This window comes from Streptomyces sp. NPDC006207, assembly GCF_040613835.1.
GTDB lineage: Bacteria > Actinomycetota > Actinomycetes > Streptomycetales > Streptomycetaceae > Actinacidiphila.
This window is the reverse complement of record NZ_JBEXSX010000006.1, coordinates 1-18864: the sequence shown is the minus strand read 5'-3', so window position 1 is coordinate 18864 and position 18864 is coordinate 1. Positions and strand designations below refer to the sequence as shown.

Annotated in this window: 14 protein-coding genes, 2 rRNA genes, 1 pseudogene and 1 riboswitch; of the genes and pseudogenes, 3 read left to right on the top strand and 14 right to left on the bottom strand. The window is 68.4% G+C overall.

Features of this window, described 5'->3' with window-relative positions; translation table 11 throughout:
- The first annotated feature begins 508 nt into the window (after positions 1-508).
- Together ABZ312_RS06130 and ABZ312_RS06125 are read left to right on the top strand one after the other, a co-directional pair.
- Positions 509-1099 carry a hypothetical protein gene (locus ABZ312_RS06130; protein WP_499510561.1) on the top strand — a complete coding sequence of 197 codons (591 nt, stop codon included), beginning with the start codon at positions 509-511 and terminating at the stop codon, positions 1097-1099.
- Between the two features lie 249 nt (positions 1100-1348).
- Positions 1349-1555 (top strand): DUF5999 family protein, encoded by a 207-nt coding sequence (locus tag ABZ312_RS06125; protein ID WP_319139728.1) that lies wholly within the window; start codon positions 1349-1351, stop codon positions 1553-1555.
- Positions 1556-1627: 72 nt separating this feature from the next.
- Here ABZ312_RS06125 and gcvP read toward each other — a convergent pair whose 3' ends face one another.
- Positions 1628-4516 carry an aminomethyl-transferring glycine dehydrogenase gene (gene gcvP / locus ABZ312_RS06120; RefSeq protein WP_500360026.1) on the bottom strand — a complete coding sequence of 963 codons (2889 nt, stop codon included), beginning with the start codon at positions 4514-4516 and terminating at the stop codon, positions 1628-1630.
- Between the two features lie 155 nt (positions 4517-4671).
- A riboswitch (glycine riboswitch) is annotated at positions 4672-4776 on the bottom strand.
- Between the two features lie 101 nt (positions 4777-4877).
- Between gcvP and ABZ312_RS06115 the strand changes: the two genes are divergently transcribed.
- The gene (locus tag ABZ312_RS06115) at positions 4878-5258 is read left to right on the top strand and encodes a PRC-barrel domain-containing protein (RefSeq protein WP_499510563.1); all 381 of its coding nucleotides are present in this window, start codon (positions 4878-4880) and stop codon (positions 5256-5258) included.
- Here the strand turns inward: ABZ312_RS06115 and ABZ312_RS06110 are convergent.
- From ABZ312_RS06110 to ABZ312_RS06050, 13 genes and pseudogenes are all read right to left on the bottom strand, one after another.
- Positions 5171-6625: a DNA polymerase IV gene (locus tag ABZ312_RS06110; protein ID WP_500360027.1), complete on the bottom strand. Its 1455-nt coding sequence runs from the start codon at positions 6623-6625 to the stop codon at positions 5171-5173. The genes ABZ312_RS06115 and ABZ312_RS06110 overlap by 88 nt on opposite strands.
- 93 nt (positions 6626-6718) lie before the next feature.
- On the bottom strand, positions 6719-7342 hold the full coding sequence (locus ABZ312_RS06105) for a MerR family transcriptional regulator (protein WP_499510565.1): 624 nt from the start codon (positions 7340-7342) through the stop codon (positions 6719-6721).
- 191 nt (positions 7343-7533) lie between these two features.
- Positions 7534-8007 (bottom strand): bifunctional nuclease family protein, encoded by a 474-nt coding sequence (locus tag ABZ312_RS06100; protein ID WP_018558705.1) that lies wholly within the window; start codon positions 8005-8007, stop codon positions 7534-7536.
- An 88-nt stretch (positions 8008-8095) separates the two neighbouring features.
- Complete coding sequence (ftsR, locus tag ABZ312_RS06095; RefSeq protein ID WP_499510566.1) at positions 8096-8842, bottom strand: transcriptional regulator FtsR; 747 nt, start codon at positions 8840-8842, stop codon at positions 8096-8098.
- 19 nt (positions 8843-8861) lie between these two features.
- Positions 8862-9308 (bottom strand): FHA domain-containing protein, encoded by a 447-nt coding sequence (locus ABZ312_RS06090; RefSeq protein ID WP_500325261.1) that lies wholly within the window; start codon positions 9306-9308, stop codon positions 8862-8864.
- A gap of 15 nt (positions 9309-9323) precedes the next feature.
- Positions 9324-9467 (bottom strand): annotated as a pseudogene (locus ABZ312_RS06085) (zinc-ribbon domain-containing protein); the annotation flags it as partial.
- A gap of 327 nt (positions 9468-9794) precedes the next feature.
- Positions 9795-10727 carry a DUF881 domain-containing protein gene (locus tag ABZ312_RS06080; protein ID WP_500436605.1) on the bottom strand — a complete coding sequence of 311 codons (933 nt, stop codon included), beginning with the start codon at positions 10725-10727 and terminating at the stop codon, positions 9795-9797.
- A 7-nt stretch (positions 10728-10734) separates the two neighbouring features.
- Positions 10735-11067, bottom strand: a complete 333-nt coding sequence (locus ABZ312_RS06075; protein ID WP_003984969.1) for a small basic family protein — start codon at positions 11065-11067, stop codon at positions 10735-10737.
- Positions 11064-12005, bottom strand: a complete 942-nt coding sequence (locus ABZ312_RS06070; protein WP_500325242.1) for a DUF881 domain-containing protein — start codon at positions 12003-12005, stop codon at positions 11064-11066. The genes ABZ312_RS06075 and ABZ312_RS06070 overlap by 4 nt, the downstream gene beginning before the upstream one ends.
- Positions 12006-12099: 94 nt before the next feature.
- Complete coding sequence (locus ABZ312_RS06065) at positions 12100-14595, bottom strand: sugar phosphate nucleotidyltransferase (protein ID WP_499510570.1); 2496 nt, start codon at positions 14593-14595, stop codon at positions 12100-12102.
- A 141-nt stretch (positions 14596-14736) separates the two neighbouring features.
- Entirely contained in the window at positions 14737-15345 is a 609-nt protein-coding gene (gene clsA, locus ABZ312_RS06060; RefSeq protein ID WP_026250929.1) for a cardiolipin synthase ClsA, read from the bottom strand.
- A 115-nt stretch (positions 15346-15460) separates the two neighbouring features.
- Positions 15461-15577: ribosomal RNA gene (gene rrf, locus ABZ312_RS06055) — 5S ribosomal RNA — on the bottom strand.
- A gap of 65 nt (positions 15578-15642) precedes the next feature.
- Positions 15643-18764, bottom strand: a 23S ribosomal RNA gene (locus ABZ312_RS06050).
- Between the last annotated feature and the right edge of the window lie 100 nt (positions 18765-18864).

The window sequence follows — 18864 nt, the reverse complement described above, 5'->3', positions numbered from 1 at the left end:
ATCGATAAGGCCCCCGGCGCCTGCGCTGAGCCGCTAAGCTGGCCACGAGCACCGTCTCGCGGCACATTCCGCGGGCATGGACGGAATTCACATGCCGTCGGCGGCAGTGTCGTGAAAAACACCGATGAGATTCAGCCATCCGCAGTAACGCGGAAAGCGCAGTTCACGGCGTGGGCGACGGCGCAATTGGGGAGCTATTACCTGCCCAGGGTGACCTGGAAGCGCCTTGCCCGTAATATCACTGACGGCTAGATGAAACACTGCGCGAACACTCCTCGTATATCCTTCGTTCACAGGCAGAGCCTCCGCGACCCGCCGCGCGCCCGCGACGCATCCGGCCACGGGAAGGGATCCGCATGCCCACGCTGATTCCGTACGTCGCCGCCCCCGCGCGCCCCGCGGATCCGGGCTGTCCCGGCCTGCCGCCGCTTCGTCTGCTCCATCGCTGACAGTGCTGTCCGCGCCCCGCCGAACACCCCCCGTGTCTCCTCATGAGAGGCCGCCCACCATGCCGCTGCAGGTAGCCCCAGCCCCCGCTCCCGCCCTGCGGAGCGTTCTCGCCGCCCTGAGCTCCCCCACCGCCGTCCGTGAGGCCCGCACCCCCTCACTGCGCAACGCCACGGGGCCCCTGGTCGCCGAGCATCCGCTCCCCCTGCACGTCCTCGACCCCGTGATCACCGAACCGGGAGGACTGCCTCGGGCGCGACTGACCGGCTGGCGCTTCCACATCCGTACCGGCGACAAGGTGGCCGCCGCGGGCGAGACCGTGGACACCCCGGACGGCTGGGCGTTCTCGCACTTCTGCGAGGGCCCCTACCTGGCCTCCACCGAGCGCGCGCTGCGCCAGGCCGACGCGCTCACCACCCCCTACCAGCCGCACCTGCTCTCGGTACCGGGGCTCTACATGCTGACGCTGTGGCTGCACGGGGACGTCACAGCGGACGCGGGCACGGCCCAGCCGGCCCCTTCCGACCTGCTGATCCCGCTGGCGCCGGCCCCGCCGGGGATCGCCGCGCACCGCATGCACCGGCTCTCCGACCTGGTGCCGGTGCTCACCCTGCGGCTGGCTCCGCCACCCCTGCTCGGCACCACCGCCTGAGGCTCCCGGCTGGGGCGACCCGCACACGCCTCCGTGACCGTCCGGTCACGGAGGCGTTGCATTGTCCGGGCAACCGCCCGCGAGAGTGAATGCGTCCCCAACTAACGAGGACAGCTCACGCGAAATCCCTGCGGAAATCCCTCAGTAGAGCAACACTGGGACCGACCGACTGAACGGGGGAGCGGCATGACTGAGGTTCCTACCCAAGGCAGCCGTACTTCACACCACTCGCAGCGAAAGACGTCGTCCATGTGCCCGCACCAGCCGCATTGTCCGTCCGCCGGCAGCCCCGACCGCGAGGCCGCCCACATCATGGCCAGCCACCCCGAGCAGGGCTGGAGCCTGCTGTGCAACGGCGTCCTGCTCTTCGAGGACACCGGTGAGCTCCTCCCCGACGGGCAGATCATCGCCCCGCACCGCCCGCTCGGCAGCGAGCACATCGTCACGGCGGCCTGACCCGGGCCGGGAACGACACAGGGCCGACCCCGCTGGAGCAGCGGGGCCGACCCTTGAGCGCGTCAGGCGCCCTTACGCGTCGTACTCGTCCAGCGGGGGGCAGGAGCAGACCAGGTTGCGGTCGCCGAAGGCGCCGTCGATGCGGCGGACCGGCGGCCAGTACTTGTCCGCGGCCGACACGCCGGACGGGAAGACCGCCTCCTCACGGGAGTACGGGTGCTCCCAGTCGCCGCCCAGCGCCGCCGCCGTGTGCGGGGCGTTGCGCAGCGGGTTGTCCTGCGCGGGCCACTCCCCCGAGCCGACCCGCTCGATCTCGGCGCGGATCGCGATCATCGTGTCGCAGAAGCGGTCCAGCTCCGCGAGGTCCTCGCTCTCCGTCGGCTCGATCATCAGCGTCCCGGCCACCGGGAACGACATCGTCGGCGCGTGGAAGCCGTAGTCGATCAGGCGCTTGGCGACGTCGTCGACCGTCACGCCCGTCTCCTTGGTCAGCGGGCGCAGGTCGATGATGCACTCGTGCGCGACGAGACCGCCGGGACCCGTGTAGAGCACCGGGAAGTGCGGCTCCAGGCGCTTGGCCACGTAGTTCGCGCTGAGCACCGCCACCTGGGTGGCGCGCTTGAGGCCCTCGCCGCCCATGAGCCGTACGTACGCCCAGGAGATCGGCAGGATGCCGGCCGAGCCCCAGGGGGCGGCCGAGATCGGGCCGACGCCCGTCTCCGGGCCGGCGGACGGCTGGAGCGGGTGGTTCGGCAGGTACGGGGCGAGGTGGGCGCGGACCGCGACCGGACCGACGCCGGGGCCGCCGCCGCCGTGCGGGATGCAGAAGGTCTTGTGCAGGTTCAGGTGCGACACGTCGCCGCCGAAGTGGCCGGGCTTCGCCAGGCCCACCAGGGCGTTGAGGTTCGCGCCGTCCACGTAGACCTGGCCGCCCGCGTCGTGCACCGCGGCGCAGATGTCGCCGATGTGCTCCTCGAAGACGCCGTGCGTGGAGGGGTAGGTGACCATGAGCACGGCGAGCTCGTCGCGGTACTGCTCGATCTTGGCGCGCAGGTCCTCGACGTCGACCTCGCCGTCGCCCGCGGTCTTCACGACGACGACCCTCATGCCGGCCATCACGGCGCTGGCGGCGTTGGTGCCGTGCGCGGAGGACGGGATGAGGCACACGGTGCGCTGGGCGTCACCGTTGGCGCGGTGGTACGCGCGGACGGCCAGCAGGCCGGCGAGCTCACCCTGGGAGCCGGCGTTCGGCTGGAGGCTGACCTTGTCGTAGCCGGTGACCTCGGCGAGGCGCTCCTCCAGCTCACGGATGAGCGTCAGGTAGCCCTCGGCCTGGTCGGCGGGCGCGAAGGGGTGGAGCGCGCCGAACTCGGGCCAGGTGACCGGCTCCATCTCGGTGGTCGCGTTGAGCTTCATGGTGCAGGAGCCCAGCGGGATCATGCCGCGGTCCAGCGCGTAGTCGCGGTCGGCGAGGCGGCGCAGGTAGCGCAGCATCGCGGTCTCGGAGCGGTGCTGGTGGAAGACCGGGTGGGTCAGGTAGTCCACGCCGCGGGTCAGACCGGCGGGCAGCGCGTCCCCGGTGGTCGCGTCCAGGGCCTCGACGTCGGCGCCGGTGACGCGGAAGGCGTCCCAGACCGCGGCGAGGTCGGCGCGGCCGGTGGTCTCGTCGCAGGCGATGCCGACCAGGTCGGCGTCGACCTGGCGCAGGTTCACGCCGGCCTCGCGGGCGGCGGCCACGACCTCGGCGGCACGGCCGGGCACGCGGGCGGTGACGGTGTCGAAGAAGGCTTCGGTGGTCACCTCGACACCGCCGGCGCGCAGGCCCGCGGCGAGGACCGAGGCGTAGCGGTGGGTGCGGCGGGCGATCTGCGCCAGGCCCTCCGGGCCGTGGTAGACCGCGTACATGCCGGCCATGACGGCGAGCAGCACCTGCGCGGTGCAGATGTTGCTGGTGGCCTTCTCGCGGCGGATGTGCTGCTCACGGGTCTGCAGGGCCAGACGGTAGGCCCTGTCGCCGTCGGCGTCGACGGAGACGCCGACAAGGCGGCCCGGGAGGCTGCGGGCGTACGCGTCACGGACGGCCATGTAACCGGCGTGCGGGCCGCCGAAGCCCATGGGCACACCGAAGCGCTGGGTGGTGCCGACCGCGATGTCCGCGCCGAGCTCGCCAGGGGAGGTGAGAACGGTCAGGGCCAGCAGGTCGGCGGCGACGGTGACGATCGCGCCGAGCCCGTGCGCCTGCTCCACGAGCGGCTTGAGGTCGCGCACGGCACCGGAGGCCCCCGGGTACTGCAGCAGCACGCCGAAGACGCCGCGCTCGGCGATCTCCGCCGGGATGCCCTCGCTGAGGTCGGCGACGACGACCTCGACGCCGGTCGGCTCGGCGCGGGTCTCGATCACGGCGACGGTCTGCGGGAAGGTGTCGGCGTCGATCAGGAAGACGCCGTCCTTGACCTTGCCGACCCGGCGGGCCAGGGCCATGGCCTCGGCGGCCGCGGTGCTCTCGTCGAGCAGCGAGGCGCCGGAGGTGGACAGCCCGGTGAGGTCCGCGACGACCGTCTGGAAGTTCAGCAGGGCCTCCAGGCGGCCCTGGGAGATCTCCGGCTGGTAGGGCGTGTACGCCGTGTACCAGGCGGGGTTCTCCATGACGTTGCGCAGGATGACCGGCGGGGTGAAGGTGCCGTAGTAGCCGAGGCCGATCATGGGGCGCAGCACCTGGTTGCGGTCGGCGAGCGAGCGCAGCTCGGCGAGGACCTCGGGCTCGGTGCGGGCGTCGGACAGACCGAGCGCCTCGGCGCTCTTGATGGTGTCCGGCACGGCGGCGGCGGTCAGCTCGTCCAGCGAGCCGTAGCCGACCTGCGCGAGCATCTTGGCCTGCGCACCGGCGTCGGGCCCGATGTGGCGCTGCTCGAAGGGGATGCCGCGCTCCAGCTCGGAGAGTGGGATGCGGTTGGCGGTCATCTGCGGAGGCCTCCTGGTCTGACGCGACACGGCCTCCCCCTCTGTCATCTGAACCTGAGAGCTTCACCGTCCCGCAGGTGCCGGGACGGCTTTCACCGTCGGTGAGGAAGCGGCCGCGCACGCGGTGTGCCGCCCTTCCTGCTTTCCAGAGTGACCTCACCCATGCGGTACGGATGCCTGAGAGATTCCGGGGAGGGTTTGCTCCTTCGGCGCCCGGCGGACGGTTCCCCGCGTCGCCAGGACTCTCCCGCAAGGGGTCAGCAGCCGCTGTCAGCGTACCAGCGCGGTCCGGGGACGGGTCATGTGACAGCCGCCACCTTTCGTGCCTAAATAGGATTAATCGCGACCAGTTGGAGGGACCGTGCAGACCGGTATCGATCCGCGCAGCCTCATCGGGCGCAGGGCCTTCGACCGCAACGGGATGAAGATCGGCACGGTCGACGAGGTGTACCTCGACGACGCCACCGGAGAGCCCGAATGGGCCGCGGTGCGCACCGGCCTGTTCAGCCGCGACGCCTTCGTGCCGCTGGAACCGAGCGAGTTCACCGGGGAGGAGCTGCGCGTGCCGTTCGACAAGGCACTGATCAAGGACGCCCCGGACTTCGGCGTGGGCCGGCACCTCTCCCCCGAGCAGGAGCTGCAGCTCTACCACCACTACGGCATGAGCGGGCCTTCGCTGTCCGGCCCGGTGCCGGAGCCCCCGCCGGACCACGACTTCGGCAAGCTGGCCGGCGACGCCTGACGCGGGAGCCCCCGCAGGCCCGGTAACACCAGCGGGAGCGGTTCGGATGGCTCGAGTTCCGGGTCGGTCACCGCGAAGGTGCGCACCCGCCCCGGCACCGGCGAGCCCGGCTCCTCGAAGCGGACGGTGACCCTCCCGACCCCGCTGCCCTGTACCCACCCCGCGCCGTGCTCGGTGTGCCGCACGTCCTGGCCCGGCACCCAGCGCCGCTCCGCCGGCTCCGGCTCCGGGGCTTCCTCCACGGGCCGCCCGTCAGCCCCCTCGGACGGGGCGGACTCCTCGCCCGCCGCCTCCTCCTCCCGTTCGGCCGCCTGGGCGAACAGGTCCTCCTGCGTGAAGTCCGCGAGCCCCGCGACACCGACCCCGAGCAGGCGTACGCCGCCGGTGATCTCGACGGCCTCCAGCAACCGCGCCGCGGTCTCCCGCACCACCGCGAGGTCGTCGGTCGGGGCGCGCAGGGTCTCCGATCGGGTCAGCGTCGTGAAGTCGTACCGCCGCACCTTCAGCACCACCGTGCGGCCCGAGCGGCCCGCCGTGCGCAGCCTGCGCACGCAGCGGTCGGCCAGCCGGTCCACCTCGAGCCGGACCCGGACGCGGTCGGTGAGGTCGACGTCGAAGGTGTCCTCGACCGAGACCGACTTGCTCTCGCGGTCGGCGACCACGGGCCGCTCGTCGATCCCCAGGGCCATCCCGTGCACATGGGCGCCGTGCGCCTTGCCGAGCAGCCGCACCAGCTCGGCCTCCCCCGCCTCCACGACCTCGCCGACCGTGAGGATGCCGGCCCGCCTCAGGTGCTCCGCCGTCGCGGGCCCGACGCCCGGCAGCGTACGCACCTGCATGGGGGCCAGCAGCTCGCGCTCGGTGCCGGGCTCGATGACGACCAGCCCGTCGGGCTTGGCCTGCTCCGAGGCGATCTTGGCGAGCAGCTTGGAGCCCGCGAGCCCCACCGAGCCGGTGACCCCGGTGGCCGCCCGGATGTCCGCCCGCAGCCGCTCCCCCACCGCGCGCGGGTCGTCCGCGATCCCGCCCGCCTCCAGGTCCACGAAGGCCTCGTCGAGGCTGAGCGGCTCGACCAGCGGCGACAGCCGTGACAGCAGTTCCATGACGATGTCGCTGATCTGCCGGTAGACGGCGAAGCGCGGCACGAGGTACGCCGCGTTCGGGCACAGCCGACGCGCGTGGGCCATCGCCATGGCCGAGTGCACCCCGTGTACCCGGGCCTCGTACGAGGCGGTCGCGACCACCCCGCGCGGCCCGAGACCCCCCACGACGACCGGCTTCCCCCGCAGACTCGGCTTCGCGGCCTGCTCGACGGCGGCGAAGAACGCGTCCATGTCCAGGTGGAGGATGGTCGGCGCGCTTCTCACAGTCACCGATGGTGCCCCACGGGTCCGACATCCGCCGTACGCCTGTACGGCGGACGGGTGGGCCGCGGTCCGATCCGCGCGGTTCGGCCCGGTTCAGCCAGCGCGGTTGCGGCGCCGCGCCAGCTCGTCGCCCGGATTGTGGCCGACCACGGTCTCCCCGGTGTCGACGCGCTCGGAGTGCAGCTGCGACAGGGCGCCCTCGACGTCCCGCCACACCACGCCCACGGCGATCCCGAAGATCCCCTGACCGCCCTGGAGGAGGTCGACGACCTCGTCCGGGGAGGTGCACTCGTACACCGTCGCGCCGTCGCTCATCAGCGTCATGCGGGTGAGTTCGGCTGGCGCGCTCGACCGCAGGTGCTGCACGGCGGTGCGGATGTTCTGCAGGGACACCCCCGTGTCGAGGAGCCGCTTGACGATCTTGAGGACCACGACGTCCCGGAAGCTGTACAGCCGCTGCGTCCCCGAGCCGTACGCGGGGCGGATGCTGGGCTCCACGAGCCCGGTACGCGCCCAGTAGTCCAGCTGGCGATACGTGATGCCGGTCGCCGCGCAGGCGGTGGGCCCGCGGTAGCCGACCCGTTCACCGGCCCCCTCCGGCTGCTGTCCCGAGGTGTCGCCCGAACCCCCTCCGGGGGGCGTCGCGGCGTTGCGGGCCAAGGCCCCGCGCATCGGATACGGGCCGCCAAAGGCCGTACCGTCGCCGGTGCTTCTCACGCCGACCTCCCGTCCCTTCGCACCCCTCAGGGCACGCGCACGTGCCATCGGGACTTTCCTCCTCGACGGTAGGCAGTCACTCCGGGTGCGTCAACGATCGCCACGCTCGGCACGCCGAGTGATATCAACCCCAGAGGTGGTTTCCCGTGTCCATGGTGGGGGTAGGGCTGGACGAATGGCCTTCGCGGGCCCTATTGACTGCTGGTTCCGAAGTCCTCCGGCGAGATCTGGTCGAGGAACTCGCGGAACTTCTCGACCTCGTCCTCCTGCTCGTCGGGAATGGCGATGCCGGCGTCGTCCAGCACCCCGTCGCTACCGTAGATGGGGGTTCCGGTGCGCAGCGCGAGCGCTATGGCATCCGAGGGACGGGCGCTCACCTCGACGCCACTGGCGAACACCAGCTCGGCGTAGAAGACGCCGTCGCGCAGGTCGGTGATCCGGACCTCGGTCAGCGTCTGACCGACGGCCTCGAGCACGTCCTTGAACAGATCATGGGTCAGCGGCCGCGCGGGCGTCATGCCCTGCTGCGCGAAAGCGATGGCGGTGGCCTCCCCCGGCCCGATCCAGATGGGCAGGTAGCGGTCGCCTCCCACTTCCCGCAGGAGCACAATCGGCTGGTTGGAGGGCATTTCGACCCGGACACCCACGACGTCGAGCTCGTTCACACAGCAACCCTAGGCCGTGCCCGGCAGGTTTGGGTAGTCGGGACGAGCCCGGCCGGTCACCGACCGGGCGTGTCCTGGCCAATGTCGCTCAGAAGAGCCGCACCCTCAGCGCGGACTGCACCAGCGCCGCGTGCAGCCGCACGGACAGCGCCGCCAGCTCCCGCGCGGTGGCCTCCGCGTGCGTCCTGGTCTGCGGATTGCGGTGCCTGCGCAGGGGCGCGACCACCTGCTCCACCAGACCGGCCTCACGATCGGCGGCCGCCTTGACCGCCCGCAGATGGCGCGGTTCGAGCCCGAAGCGGCCCAGATCGGCCACGATCTTGGCGATGTTCACCGTTTCGGCGTCGTAGTCACCGTCAGGACCGGCCTCCACCAGTCCGTACGCCTCCCACTGGGCGAGCTCGCCCGCTTCGGCCCCCGTGGCGGCCAGCAGTTCGTCCCTGCCGATGCGCAGCGCCGCGGGTGCCTCCCGCTCCACCGCGCCGACCTCGATCAGCTCCCGGGACTCCCCGGAGGACGGGACGGGCAGCGGCAGCGGCTCGCCGCGGTCGAGGGCGTCGAGGTGCTCGCGGATCACTTTCAGCGGAAGATAGTGGTCCCGCTGCATGCGCAGCACGTGCCCGAGCCGTTCCACGTCCCGGACGGTGAACTTCCGGTACCCGGAGGGCGTGCGTTGCGGCTCCACCAGCCCCTCCGCCTCCAGGAAGCGGATCTTGGAGATGGTGACCTCGGGGAACTCCTCCCGCAACTCGTTGAGCACCGCGCCGATGCTCAGCAGCCGGTCGTCCGCGGTGGCGGTGCCGTTGCCGGCACCGCCCGACGGTGTACGAAGCATGAACCTTCCCTCGCGGGGGTCAGGCGCCCCACTGGCTCGCGTAGAAGACCAGTCGGTACTTGCCGATCTGCACCTCGTCGCCACTGGACAGGGTCACCGAGTCGATCCGCTCGCGGTTGACGTAGGTGCCGTTGAGGCTGCCGACGTCGGAGACCGTGAAGGAACCGTCCTGAGCGCGCCGGAACTCCACGTGACGCCGCGAGACGGTGACGTCGTCCAGGAAGATGTCGCTCTCCGGGTGACGGCCGGCCGTCGTCAGTTCGCCGTCCAGGAGGAAGCGGCTCCCCGAGTTGGGACCACGGCGTACCACCAGCAGCGCGGAGCCCGGCGGCAGCGCGTCGACCGCGGCCTGGGCCTCCGGGGACAGCGCCGGCAGCACGGTCTGTCCCGTCGCCTCGGCCTCGTACGCCTCGATCCCGGAGATGGAGATCGTGGACGTGGTCTCGGAGGCACGCTCGGACGGCACCGCGGCACGCAGCGGCGCGCCACAGTTGGAGCAGAAGCGGCTCGCTTCCGCGTTCTGGAACCCGCACCGCGTACAGACCGGCAAGGACCCTCCACCCGTGCTAGAGGCTGATGGTTGCTGGAAACCTATGCGCCCCGCAGCCGCAGGGTCAACAGACACCGCACCATGAGCGCCCGAAATGTCACCGCCCGGAGCAGCGGTCCCGTCACGGAACAGCGGGCGCTCCTCGCCCGGTCCCTCATCCTGCGCGTGCCGCGGGGCGCGGTGACGCGCCGTGGGGCTGTCACCAGCCTGACGCGAACTCTTGCCGAACCACTTACCGAACAACTTCACGGGCGATTCCCCTTGAACGACACAGACCCGCCCGTGGGGCAGGACGAACCCTCAGTCACGACCGACACATAGTTTCCCTCACGCACCACCCCAGCGGTGCGGCGACCCCCCGCATTCTCCTGCCCTCCCCCGCAAACCCCACTCGCCCCCGCCTCACCGGGTCGACGACTGAGCGTAGTCAGGCTGCTCCGACGGCCGCAAGGCGTCGACAACGATCTTCTCCGATCGCGTCACATCCGCTGTGGCCTGCTCCTTCTCCAAAGTCTGTACCACGCCGCCCGGGATGTTCAGGGCGGGTTCAAGATCCTGTGGATTACCGATGACCTTGAAGCGGTAGGGCGCGCTGACCTTGTGCCCGTCGATCTGCACACCGCCCGACCCCTGGATGAAGTACGTGTCGGCGACGACCCGCACGTCGTTGATCTGGATCGCCTCCGCTCCCGCGGCGCGCAGCTCCTGCAGCGCGTCGAGCAGCATGTCGGCCTCGACGGCGTCCTGGGGGTCGTTGATCGTCAACGTGATGCCGGGACCCTCGACGGCGACCGTGCCGGCCAGCACCCCGAGCTGCTCCGCCTTCTGCTCGGTCTGCTTGCGGGCCTCCTCGGCCTGGTCCGAGCTGTTCTCCAGCTCGGTGCGCTGCTCCTCGAGGCGCCGCCGCTCATCGCCGAGCCGCTGCGAGCGGTTGTCCAGCTCGTCCAGGATGCGCACCAGGTCCTCCTGGCGGGCACCACGCAGCGCGCTGGTGTCGCTGGTCGAGCGGACCTGGATGGCCAGGCCCAGACCGAGGACGAACAGCAGCAGCGCGACGATCAACTGCGCCCGGGACACCCGCGGCGGCCACAGCCCCGCCTTGAGGCGTTGCCGGCCGCTCACGCCGGACGCCGTTCCCCGCCGATCCCCCGATTCCTGCTGCGGCTGCTGCCGACCGGGCGCGGATTGCCCCGCGTCCGACGGCCCTGCGGCCGGCACCGGTCCGGCCGCGGGCAGCTCCGGGCGCGCAGCGGGCCGCTCCCGCGCCGGCGGCTCGGCCCCGGCGGGCAGCTCGGGACGCGGCCGTTCCGGCGTCTGGTCGTTCTCGTCACTCATCGTGCTGTCACGCCCGGAAGACATGGCGGCGGATCGCCGCGGCGTTGGAGAAGATGCGGATGCCGAGGACGACGACCACACCCGTGGAGAGCTGCGCACCCACCCCTAGCTTGTCGCCCAGGAAGACGATCAGCGCGGCCACGACGACGTTGGACAGGAAGGAGACCACGAAGACCTTGTCGTCGAAGATCCCGTCGAGCATGGCCCGCAGACCGCCGAAGACGGCGTCGAGCGCGGCGACCACGGCGATCGGGAGGTAGGGCTCGACCACCGTCGGCACGACGGGGCGGACCACCAGGCCCACCACCACTCCAACGATCAGGCCCAGTACGGCGATCAATTCGTACCCTTCCCATTTCCGGATGCGCTCGACGACGGCCCGGCCGACGGGACCGGGGTCGCGGAGCGGATGATCAGGCTCGGAGCCGCGGGCAGTTCCAGCTTCTCCTTCTCGGAGATGCGTGCGCGGATCCCGTAGTTCTCCTGCAGGACGTGCAGGTACTGCCCGTCCGCACCGTCCTGGAAGGACGTGCTCAGCTTCTGCGGGTCCCCGATCGCCAGGATCGTGTAGGGCGGAACCAGCGGCCGGTTGTCGACCAGTATGGCGTCACCCGCGGCACGGATGGCCGACAACGACGTCAACCGCTGCCCGTTGATGGAGATGGCCTCCGCCCCCGCTGCCCACAGGCCGTTGACGACGCGCTGCATGTCCCGGTCGCGTACCCGGCCGGTGTCGGAGAAGTCACTGGTCGTACGCGGATCGCCACCGCCGCCCGACGAGGCCTCCTTGGCGTCGTTGACCTCCAGCTCGATGCCCGGCCCCGTGACCGGCGTCGCCCCGGCCAGGAGCGCCACGCGCTCCGCGTCACCGTCGCGGTCGTTGAGTGCCTGACGCTGCTTGGCCGCCACCTCGTCGCGCAGCCCGTCCACGCTCTTCTGCAGCTCGTCGGCGGTACGGGTCTCGGACTCGATGCGGTCGATGAGCTTCTGCCGCTCCTTGGCCAGCGTCGGGGCGGCCACCTGCGTCTGCGCCGCGCCTATGGTGACCACGACGCCGGCCAGCACCAGGCCCAGTGCGAGCACCAGCCGGCCCCGCAGCGTTGCGGGCAGACGGGACGTGCCCGTGGCGCCCCGGCGGGCGGCGGCCTCGGCGTACCCGTCGTCGAGACTGTGCTCCATGACGTTCGTCAGCAGCGACATGGAGGCGTCCGGGCGCCGGGTCACGGCCCTCCCAGGGGCGCTGCTCCGATCGGGGTGCTGCTGCGACATGCCGCACATCGTCGCATGTCCGTGCCACCGACCTCGAACGGGCCCCTCCCGACGCGCCGTTCGTCGCGTCGGGAGGGGCCCGTGAGCCGGTGCCGGAGCGGGATCAGCGGCCGGCGCTGTCCACGATCGACGACCACTCGTCGAGCAGTGCCTGCGCGGAGGCGTCGTCCGGCCCCTCCGCCCACAGGTGCGTGACCGCCTCGGCCGGGTCGGGCAGCACCATCACCCAGCGGCCGTCCGCCTCGACCACGCGCACGCCGTCGGTGGTGTCGACGTTGCGGTCCCCCGCCTCCTCGACCACCCGGCGCATGACCAGGCCCTTGACCGCCCACGGCGTCGCCAGGTCCCGCTTGAGGACGTGGGCACGGGGGATGCGGGCGTCGATCTGGCTCAGGGTGAGCTGGGTACGCGCCACCAGGCCGATCAGCCGCACGAAGGCCGCGGCGCCGTCGAAGACGCTGCTGAACTCCGGGATGATGATGCCGCCCTTGCCGTCACCGCCGAAGATGGTCGTGTCCTGCCGGCCGACCCGGGTGAGGTCGTCGGGCGAGGTCGTCGTCCAGTCCACCTGCGTCCCGTGGTACGCCGCGACCTGTTCGGCGATGCGGGTCGTCGTCACGGGGAGCGCCACCCGGCCGCTGCGCCGCTCGGCGGCGACCAGGTCGAGCATGACCAGCAGCGCCCGGTCGTCCTCGATGATCTTGCCGCGCTCGTCCACCAGCGACAGCCGCTCCCCGACCGGGTCGAAGCGCACGCCGAAGGCCGCCCGCGAGGACGCCACGATCTCCCCGAGCCGGACCAGGCCCGCGCGCCGGCCATCGGCCGTCTCGGTGGGCCTGGCCTCGTTGAGGCCGGGGTTGATCGTCAGCGAGTCCACCCCGAGCCGGCCGAGCAGGCTGGGCAGGACGAGTCCCGCGCTGCCGTTCGCGGCGTCGACCACGACCTTCAGCCCTGCCTCGGCGATGCCCGAGGTGTCCACGGCCCGCAGCAGCGCGCCCGTGTAGGAGTCGAAGACGCTCGCCGGGAAGTTCAGGTCGCCGATCTCGCCGGGGAACGCACGGCGGTACTCCTGGCGCGCGAACACACGGTCCAGCTTGCGCTGCCCCGCCGCCGACAGGTCGGCGCCGCGTTCGTCGAAGAACATGATGTCCACCGAGTCGGGGATGCCCGGACTCGTACGGATCATGATGCCGCCGGCGCTGCCGCGCGCGGTCTGCTGCCGCGCCACGGGCATCGGCACGTTCTCCAGGTCCCGTACGTCGATCGCGCTGGCCTGGAGCGCCGAGATCACCGCACGCTTCAGCGCACGGGCACCACGGGAGTGGTCACGGGCGGTCGTGACGGTGGCGCCCTTCTTGAGCGTCGTCGCGTACGCGCCCGCGAGGCGCACGGCGAGCTCCGGGGTGATCTCCACGTTCAGGATGCCGGAGACGCCCCGCGCGCCGAACAGGTTCGCCTGGCCCCTGGACTCCCAGATCACCGACGTGTTCACGAAGGCGCCGGCCTCGATGGTCTTGAACGGGTACACCCGGACGTCGCCCGCGATGATCGACTCCTCGCCGATCAGGCACTCGTCGCCGATGACCGCCCCGTCGTCGATCCGCGCCGCGCGCATGACGTCGGTGTTCTTGCCGATGACGCAGCCGCGCAGGTTGGTCTGCGGCCCGATGTAGACGTTGTCGTGGACGACGGCCTTGTGCAGGAAGGCACCGGACTTCACGACGACGTTGGAACCGATCACCGTGTGCTCGCGCAGCTCGGCCCCGGCCTCGACCTTGGCGTAGTCACCGACGTACAGGGGACCGCGCAGCGTCGCGTCCGGGTGCACCTCCGCGCCCTCGGCGACCCAGACGCCGGGCGAGATCTCGAAGCCCTCGAGGTCGACGTCGACCTTGCCTTCCAGGACGTCGGCCTGCGCCTTGATGTAGCTCTCGTGGGTGCCGACGTCCTCCCAGTAGCCCTCGGCGATGTAGCCGTAGACGGGCTTGCCTTCCTTCATCAACTGCGGGAACACGTCACCGGACCAGTCCACCGAGACGTCGGGCTCGACGTAGTCGAAGACCTCCGGCTCCATGACGTAGATGCCGGTGTTCACCGTGTCCGAGAAGACCTGGCCCCAGGTCGGCTTCTCGAGGAAGCGCTCGACCTTGCCCTCCTCGTCGACGATGGTGATCCCGAACTCCAGGGGGTTGGGCACCCGGGTCAGGCAGACCGTGACCAGCGCGCCCTTCTCCTTGTGGAAGTTGATCAGCTCGGTCAGGTCGAAATCGGTCAGTGCGTCACCGGAGATCACCAGGAACGAATCGTCCTTGAGGGCGTCCTCGGCGTTCTTGACGCTGCCGGCGGTGCCGAGTGGCTTCTCCTCGTTCGCGTAGGTGAGGTCCATGCCGAGCTCTTCGCCGTCACCGAAGTAGTTCTTGACGAGCGAGGCGAGGAACTGCACGGTCACCACGGTCTCGGTCAGACCGTGCCGCTTGAGCAGCTTGAGCACGTGCTGCATGATCGGCTGATTCACGACCGGCAGCAGCGGCTTGGGCATGCTCGAGGTCATCGGGCGAAGGCGTGTTCCTTCGCCGCCGGCCATCACGACGGCCTTCATGTCGGAAGCGTCCTCCTCAAAGAGACGACTGTCTTGCCGACGTCACCCGTGCTCTCTCTCACGCGGACCGTCGCGGTCCCCCGGACCGCCGGTCACGCGCGGGGTACCCGGCCGGAGGGCTCTCCTGCCGGGTACGCGGGCTCAATCGGCCGTGGCGTCCGCCCTGACGAGTCGGCGGACCTGGACCACGTAGAGGATCCCTGCCCACCAATACAGCGTTGTACCCCATCCTGCGAACGCCCATCCGAAAATAGCAGCGAGCGTGTTCAGCCACCCGTCGCCGTCGCTCAGCAGCAGCAGCGGGAAGGCGTACATGAGGTTGAAGGTGGCGGCCTTGCCCATGAAGTTGACCTGCGGCGGACCCCAGCCGTGCCGGCGCATGACCAGGATCATCACGCCCATGACGGCGTCCCGGGCCACCAGGATGGCCGTCAGCCACCACGGTAGGATCCCGCGCCACGTGAGGCCGATGATCGTGGAGACGATGTACAGCCGGTCGGCGGCCGGGTCCAGCACCCTGCCGAGGCTGCTGATCTGGTTCCAGCGGCGCGCGAGCTTCCCGTCCAGGTAGTCGCTCACGCCGCTGAGGGCGAGCACGAGCAGTGCCCAGCCGTCGACCTTCGGACCGCCGAACTCGGGCCACAGGATGAGCCACAGGAATACGGGCACGCCCAACAGCCGTGCCATGCTCAGGATGTTGGGGATCGTGAAGACGCGATCCGTCTGCACCCTTGTCTCCTGGACCTCCACCGGGGGCCCCTTCTCTTGAACGTACGCTCGGATGATTCCACCCGACCTTACCTCAGGGCATGAAAAAGCCCGCCGCCGGGCCTCTGAAGAGGCTCCGGTGACGGGCTCAAAATTTGTTCGGCGGCGTCCTACTCTCCCACAGGGTCCCCCCTGCAGTACCATCGGCGCTGAAAGGCTTAGCTTCCGGGTTCGGAATGTAACCGGGCGTTTCCCTAACGCTATAACCACCGAAACACTATGAAACTGTCGAACCAACGGTTCGTTGTTTCAGAACTACACAGTGGACGCGAGCAACCTATGGACAAGCCCTCGGCTTATTAGTACCGGTCAGCTCCACCCATTACTGGGCTTCCACATCCGGCCTATCAACCCAGTCGTCTACTGGGAGCCTTAACCCCTCAAGGGGGTGGGAGTCCTCATCTCGAAGCAGGCTTCCCGCTTAGATGCTTTCAGCGGTTATCCCTCCCGAACGTAGCCAACCAGCCATGCCCTTGGCAGGACAACTGGCACACCAGAGGTTCGTCCGTCCCGGTCCTCTCGTACTAGGGACAGCCCTTCTCAAGACTCCTACGCGCACAGCGGATAGGGACCGAACTGTCTCACGACGTTCTAAACCCAGCTCGCGTACCGCTTTAATGGGCGAACAGCCCAACCCTTGGGACCGACTCCAGCCCCAGGATGCGACGAGCCGACATCGAGGTGCCAAACCATCCCGTCGATATGGACTCTTGGGGAAGATCAGCCTGTTATCCCCGGGGTACCTTTTATCCGTTGAGCGACGGCGCTTCCACAAGCCACCGCCGGATCACTAGTCCCTACTTTCGTACCTGCTCGACCCGTCAGTCTCACAGTCAAGCTCCCTTGTGCACTTACACTCAACACCTGATTGCCAACCAGGCTGAGGGAACCTTTGGGCGCCTCCGTTACTCTTTAGGAGGCAACCGCCCCAGTTAAACTACCCACCAGACACTGTCCCTGATCCGGATCACGGACCGAGGTTAGACATCCAGCACGACCAGAGTGGTATTTCAACGACGACTCCACAATGGCTGGCGCCACTGCTTCAAAGTCTCCCACCTATCCTACACAAGCCGAACCGAACACCAATATCAAGCTGTAGTAAAGGTCCCGGGGTCTTTCCGTCCTGCTGCGCGAAACGAGCATCTTTACTCGTAGTGCAATTTCACCGGGCCTGTGGTTGAGACAGTCGAGAAGTCGTTACGCCATTCGTGCAGGTCGGAACTTACCCGACAAGGAATTTCGCTACCTTAGGATGGTTATAGTTACCACCGCCGTTTACTGGCGCTTAAGTTCTCAGCTTCGCCCCACCGAAATGGAGCTAACCGGTCCCCTTAACGTTCCAGCACCGGGCAGGCGTCAGTCCGTATACATCGCCTTACGGCTTCGCACGGACCTGTGTTTTTAGTAAACAGTCGCTTCTCGCTGGTCTCTGCGGCCACCACCAGCTCAGGGAGCAAGTCCCCTCACCAGCAATGGCCCCCCTTCTCCCGAAGTTACGGGGGCATTTTGCCGAGTTCCTTAACCACAGTTCACCCGAACGCCTCGGTATTCTCTACCTGACCACCTGAGTCGGTTTAGGGTACGGGCCGCCATGAAACTCGCTAGAGGCTTTTCTCGACAGCATAGGATCATCCACTTCACCACAATCGGCTCGGCATCAGGTCTCAGCCTCAATGAGTGGCGGATTTGCCTACCACTCGGCCTACACCCTTACCCCGGGACAACCACCGCCCGGGCTGGACTACCTTCCTGCGTCACCCCATCGCTCACCTACTACTGGATAGGTTCAGCGGCTCCACCACTCCCCATCACTCCGAAGAGATCAAGGGCGGCTTCACGGCCTTAGCATCACCAGATTCAGCGCTGGCGCTTCAAAGCGGGTACCGGAATATCAACCGGTTGTCCATCGACTACGCCTGTCGGCCTCGCCTTAGGTCCCGACTTACCCTGGGCAGATCAGCTTGACCCAGGAACCCTTAGTCAATCGGCGCAAGAGTTTCCCACTCTTGTATCGCTACTCATGCCTGCATTCTCACTCGTGAACCGTCCACGACTCCCTTCCAGGGCCGCTTCACCCGGCACACGACGCTCCCCTACCCATCACAGCCTCCGTTGGGAGTATTGCTGCAATGACACGACTTCGGCGGTACGCTTGAGCCCCGCTACATTGTCGGCGCGGAATCACTTGACCAGTGAGCTATTACGCACTCTTTCAAGGGTGGCTGCTTCTAAGCCAACCTCCTGGTTGTCTGTGCGACTCCACATCCTTTCCCACTTAGCGTACGCTTAGGGGCCTTAGTCGATGCTCTGGGCTGTTTCCCTCTCGACCACGGAGCTTATCCCCCGCAGTCTCACTGCCGCGCTCTCACTTACCGGCATTCGGAGTTTGGCTAAGGTCAGTAACCCGGTAGGGCCCATCGCCTATCCAGTGCTCTACCTCCGGCAAGAAACACACGACGCTGCACCTAAATGCATTTCGGGGAGAACCAGCTATCACGGAGTTTGATTGGCCTTTCACCCCTAACCACAGGTCATCCCCCAGGTTTTCAACCCTGGTGGGTTCGGTCCTCCACGCGGTCTTACCCACGCTTCAACCTGCCCATGGCTAGATCACTCCGCTTCGGGTCTTGGGCGTGCGACTGGATCGCCCTATTCGGACTCGCTTTCGCTACGGCTACCCCACACGGGTTAACCTCGCCACACACCGCAAACTCGCAGGCTCATTCTTCAAAAGGCACGCAGTCACGAGACACCAGCAAGCTGATGTCCGACGCTCCCACGGCTTGTAGGCACACGGTTTCAGGTACTATTTCACTCCGCTCCCGCGGTACTTTTCACCATTCCCTCACGGTACTATCCGCTATCGGTCACCAGGGAATATTTAGGCTTAGCGGGTGGTCCCGCCAGATTCACACGGGATTTCTCGGGCCCCGTGCTACTTGGGTGTCGTACAAGCAAGCCGCTAATGTTTCAGCTACGGGGGTCTTACCCTCTACGCCGGACCTTTCGCATGTCCTTCGCCTACATCAACGGTTTCTGACTCGCCCAGCCGCCGGCAGACGACTGAAGTACGATCCCACAACCCCACATGCGCAACCCCTGCCGGGTATCACACGCATACGGTTTGGCCTCATCCGGTTTCGCTCGCCACTACTCCCGGAATCACGGTTGTTTTCTCTTCCTGCGGGTACTGAGATGTTTCACTTCCCCGCGTTCCCTCCACACTGCCTATGTGTTCAGCAGCGGGTGACAGCCCATGACGACTGCCGGGTTTCCCCATTCGGACACCCCCGGATCAAAGCTCGGTTGACAGCTCCCCGGGGCCTATCGTGGCCTCCCACGTCCTTCATCGGTTCCTGGTGCCAAGGCATCCACCGTGCGCCCTTAAAAACTTGGCCACAGATGCTCGCGTCCACTATGCAGTTCTCAAACAACGACCCGTCACCCAACACCCACCCCGCAACCGCGAAGCTTCGATGAGTCCGGTCCACAACCGAG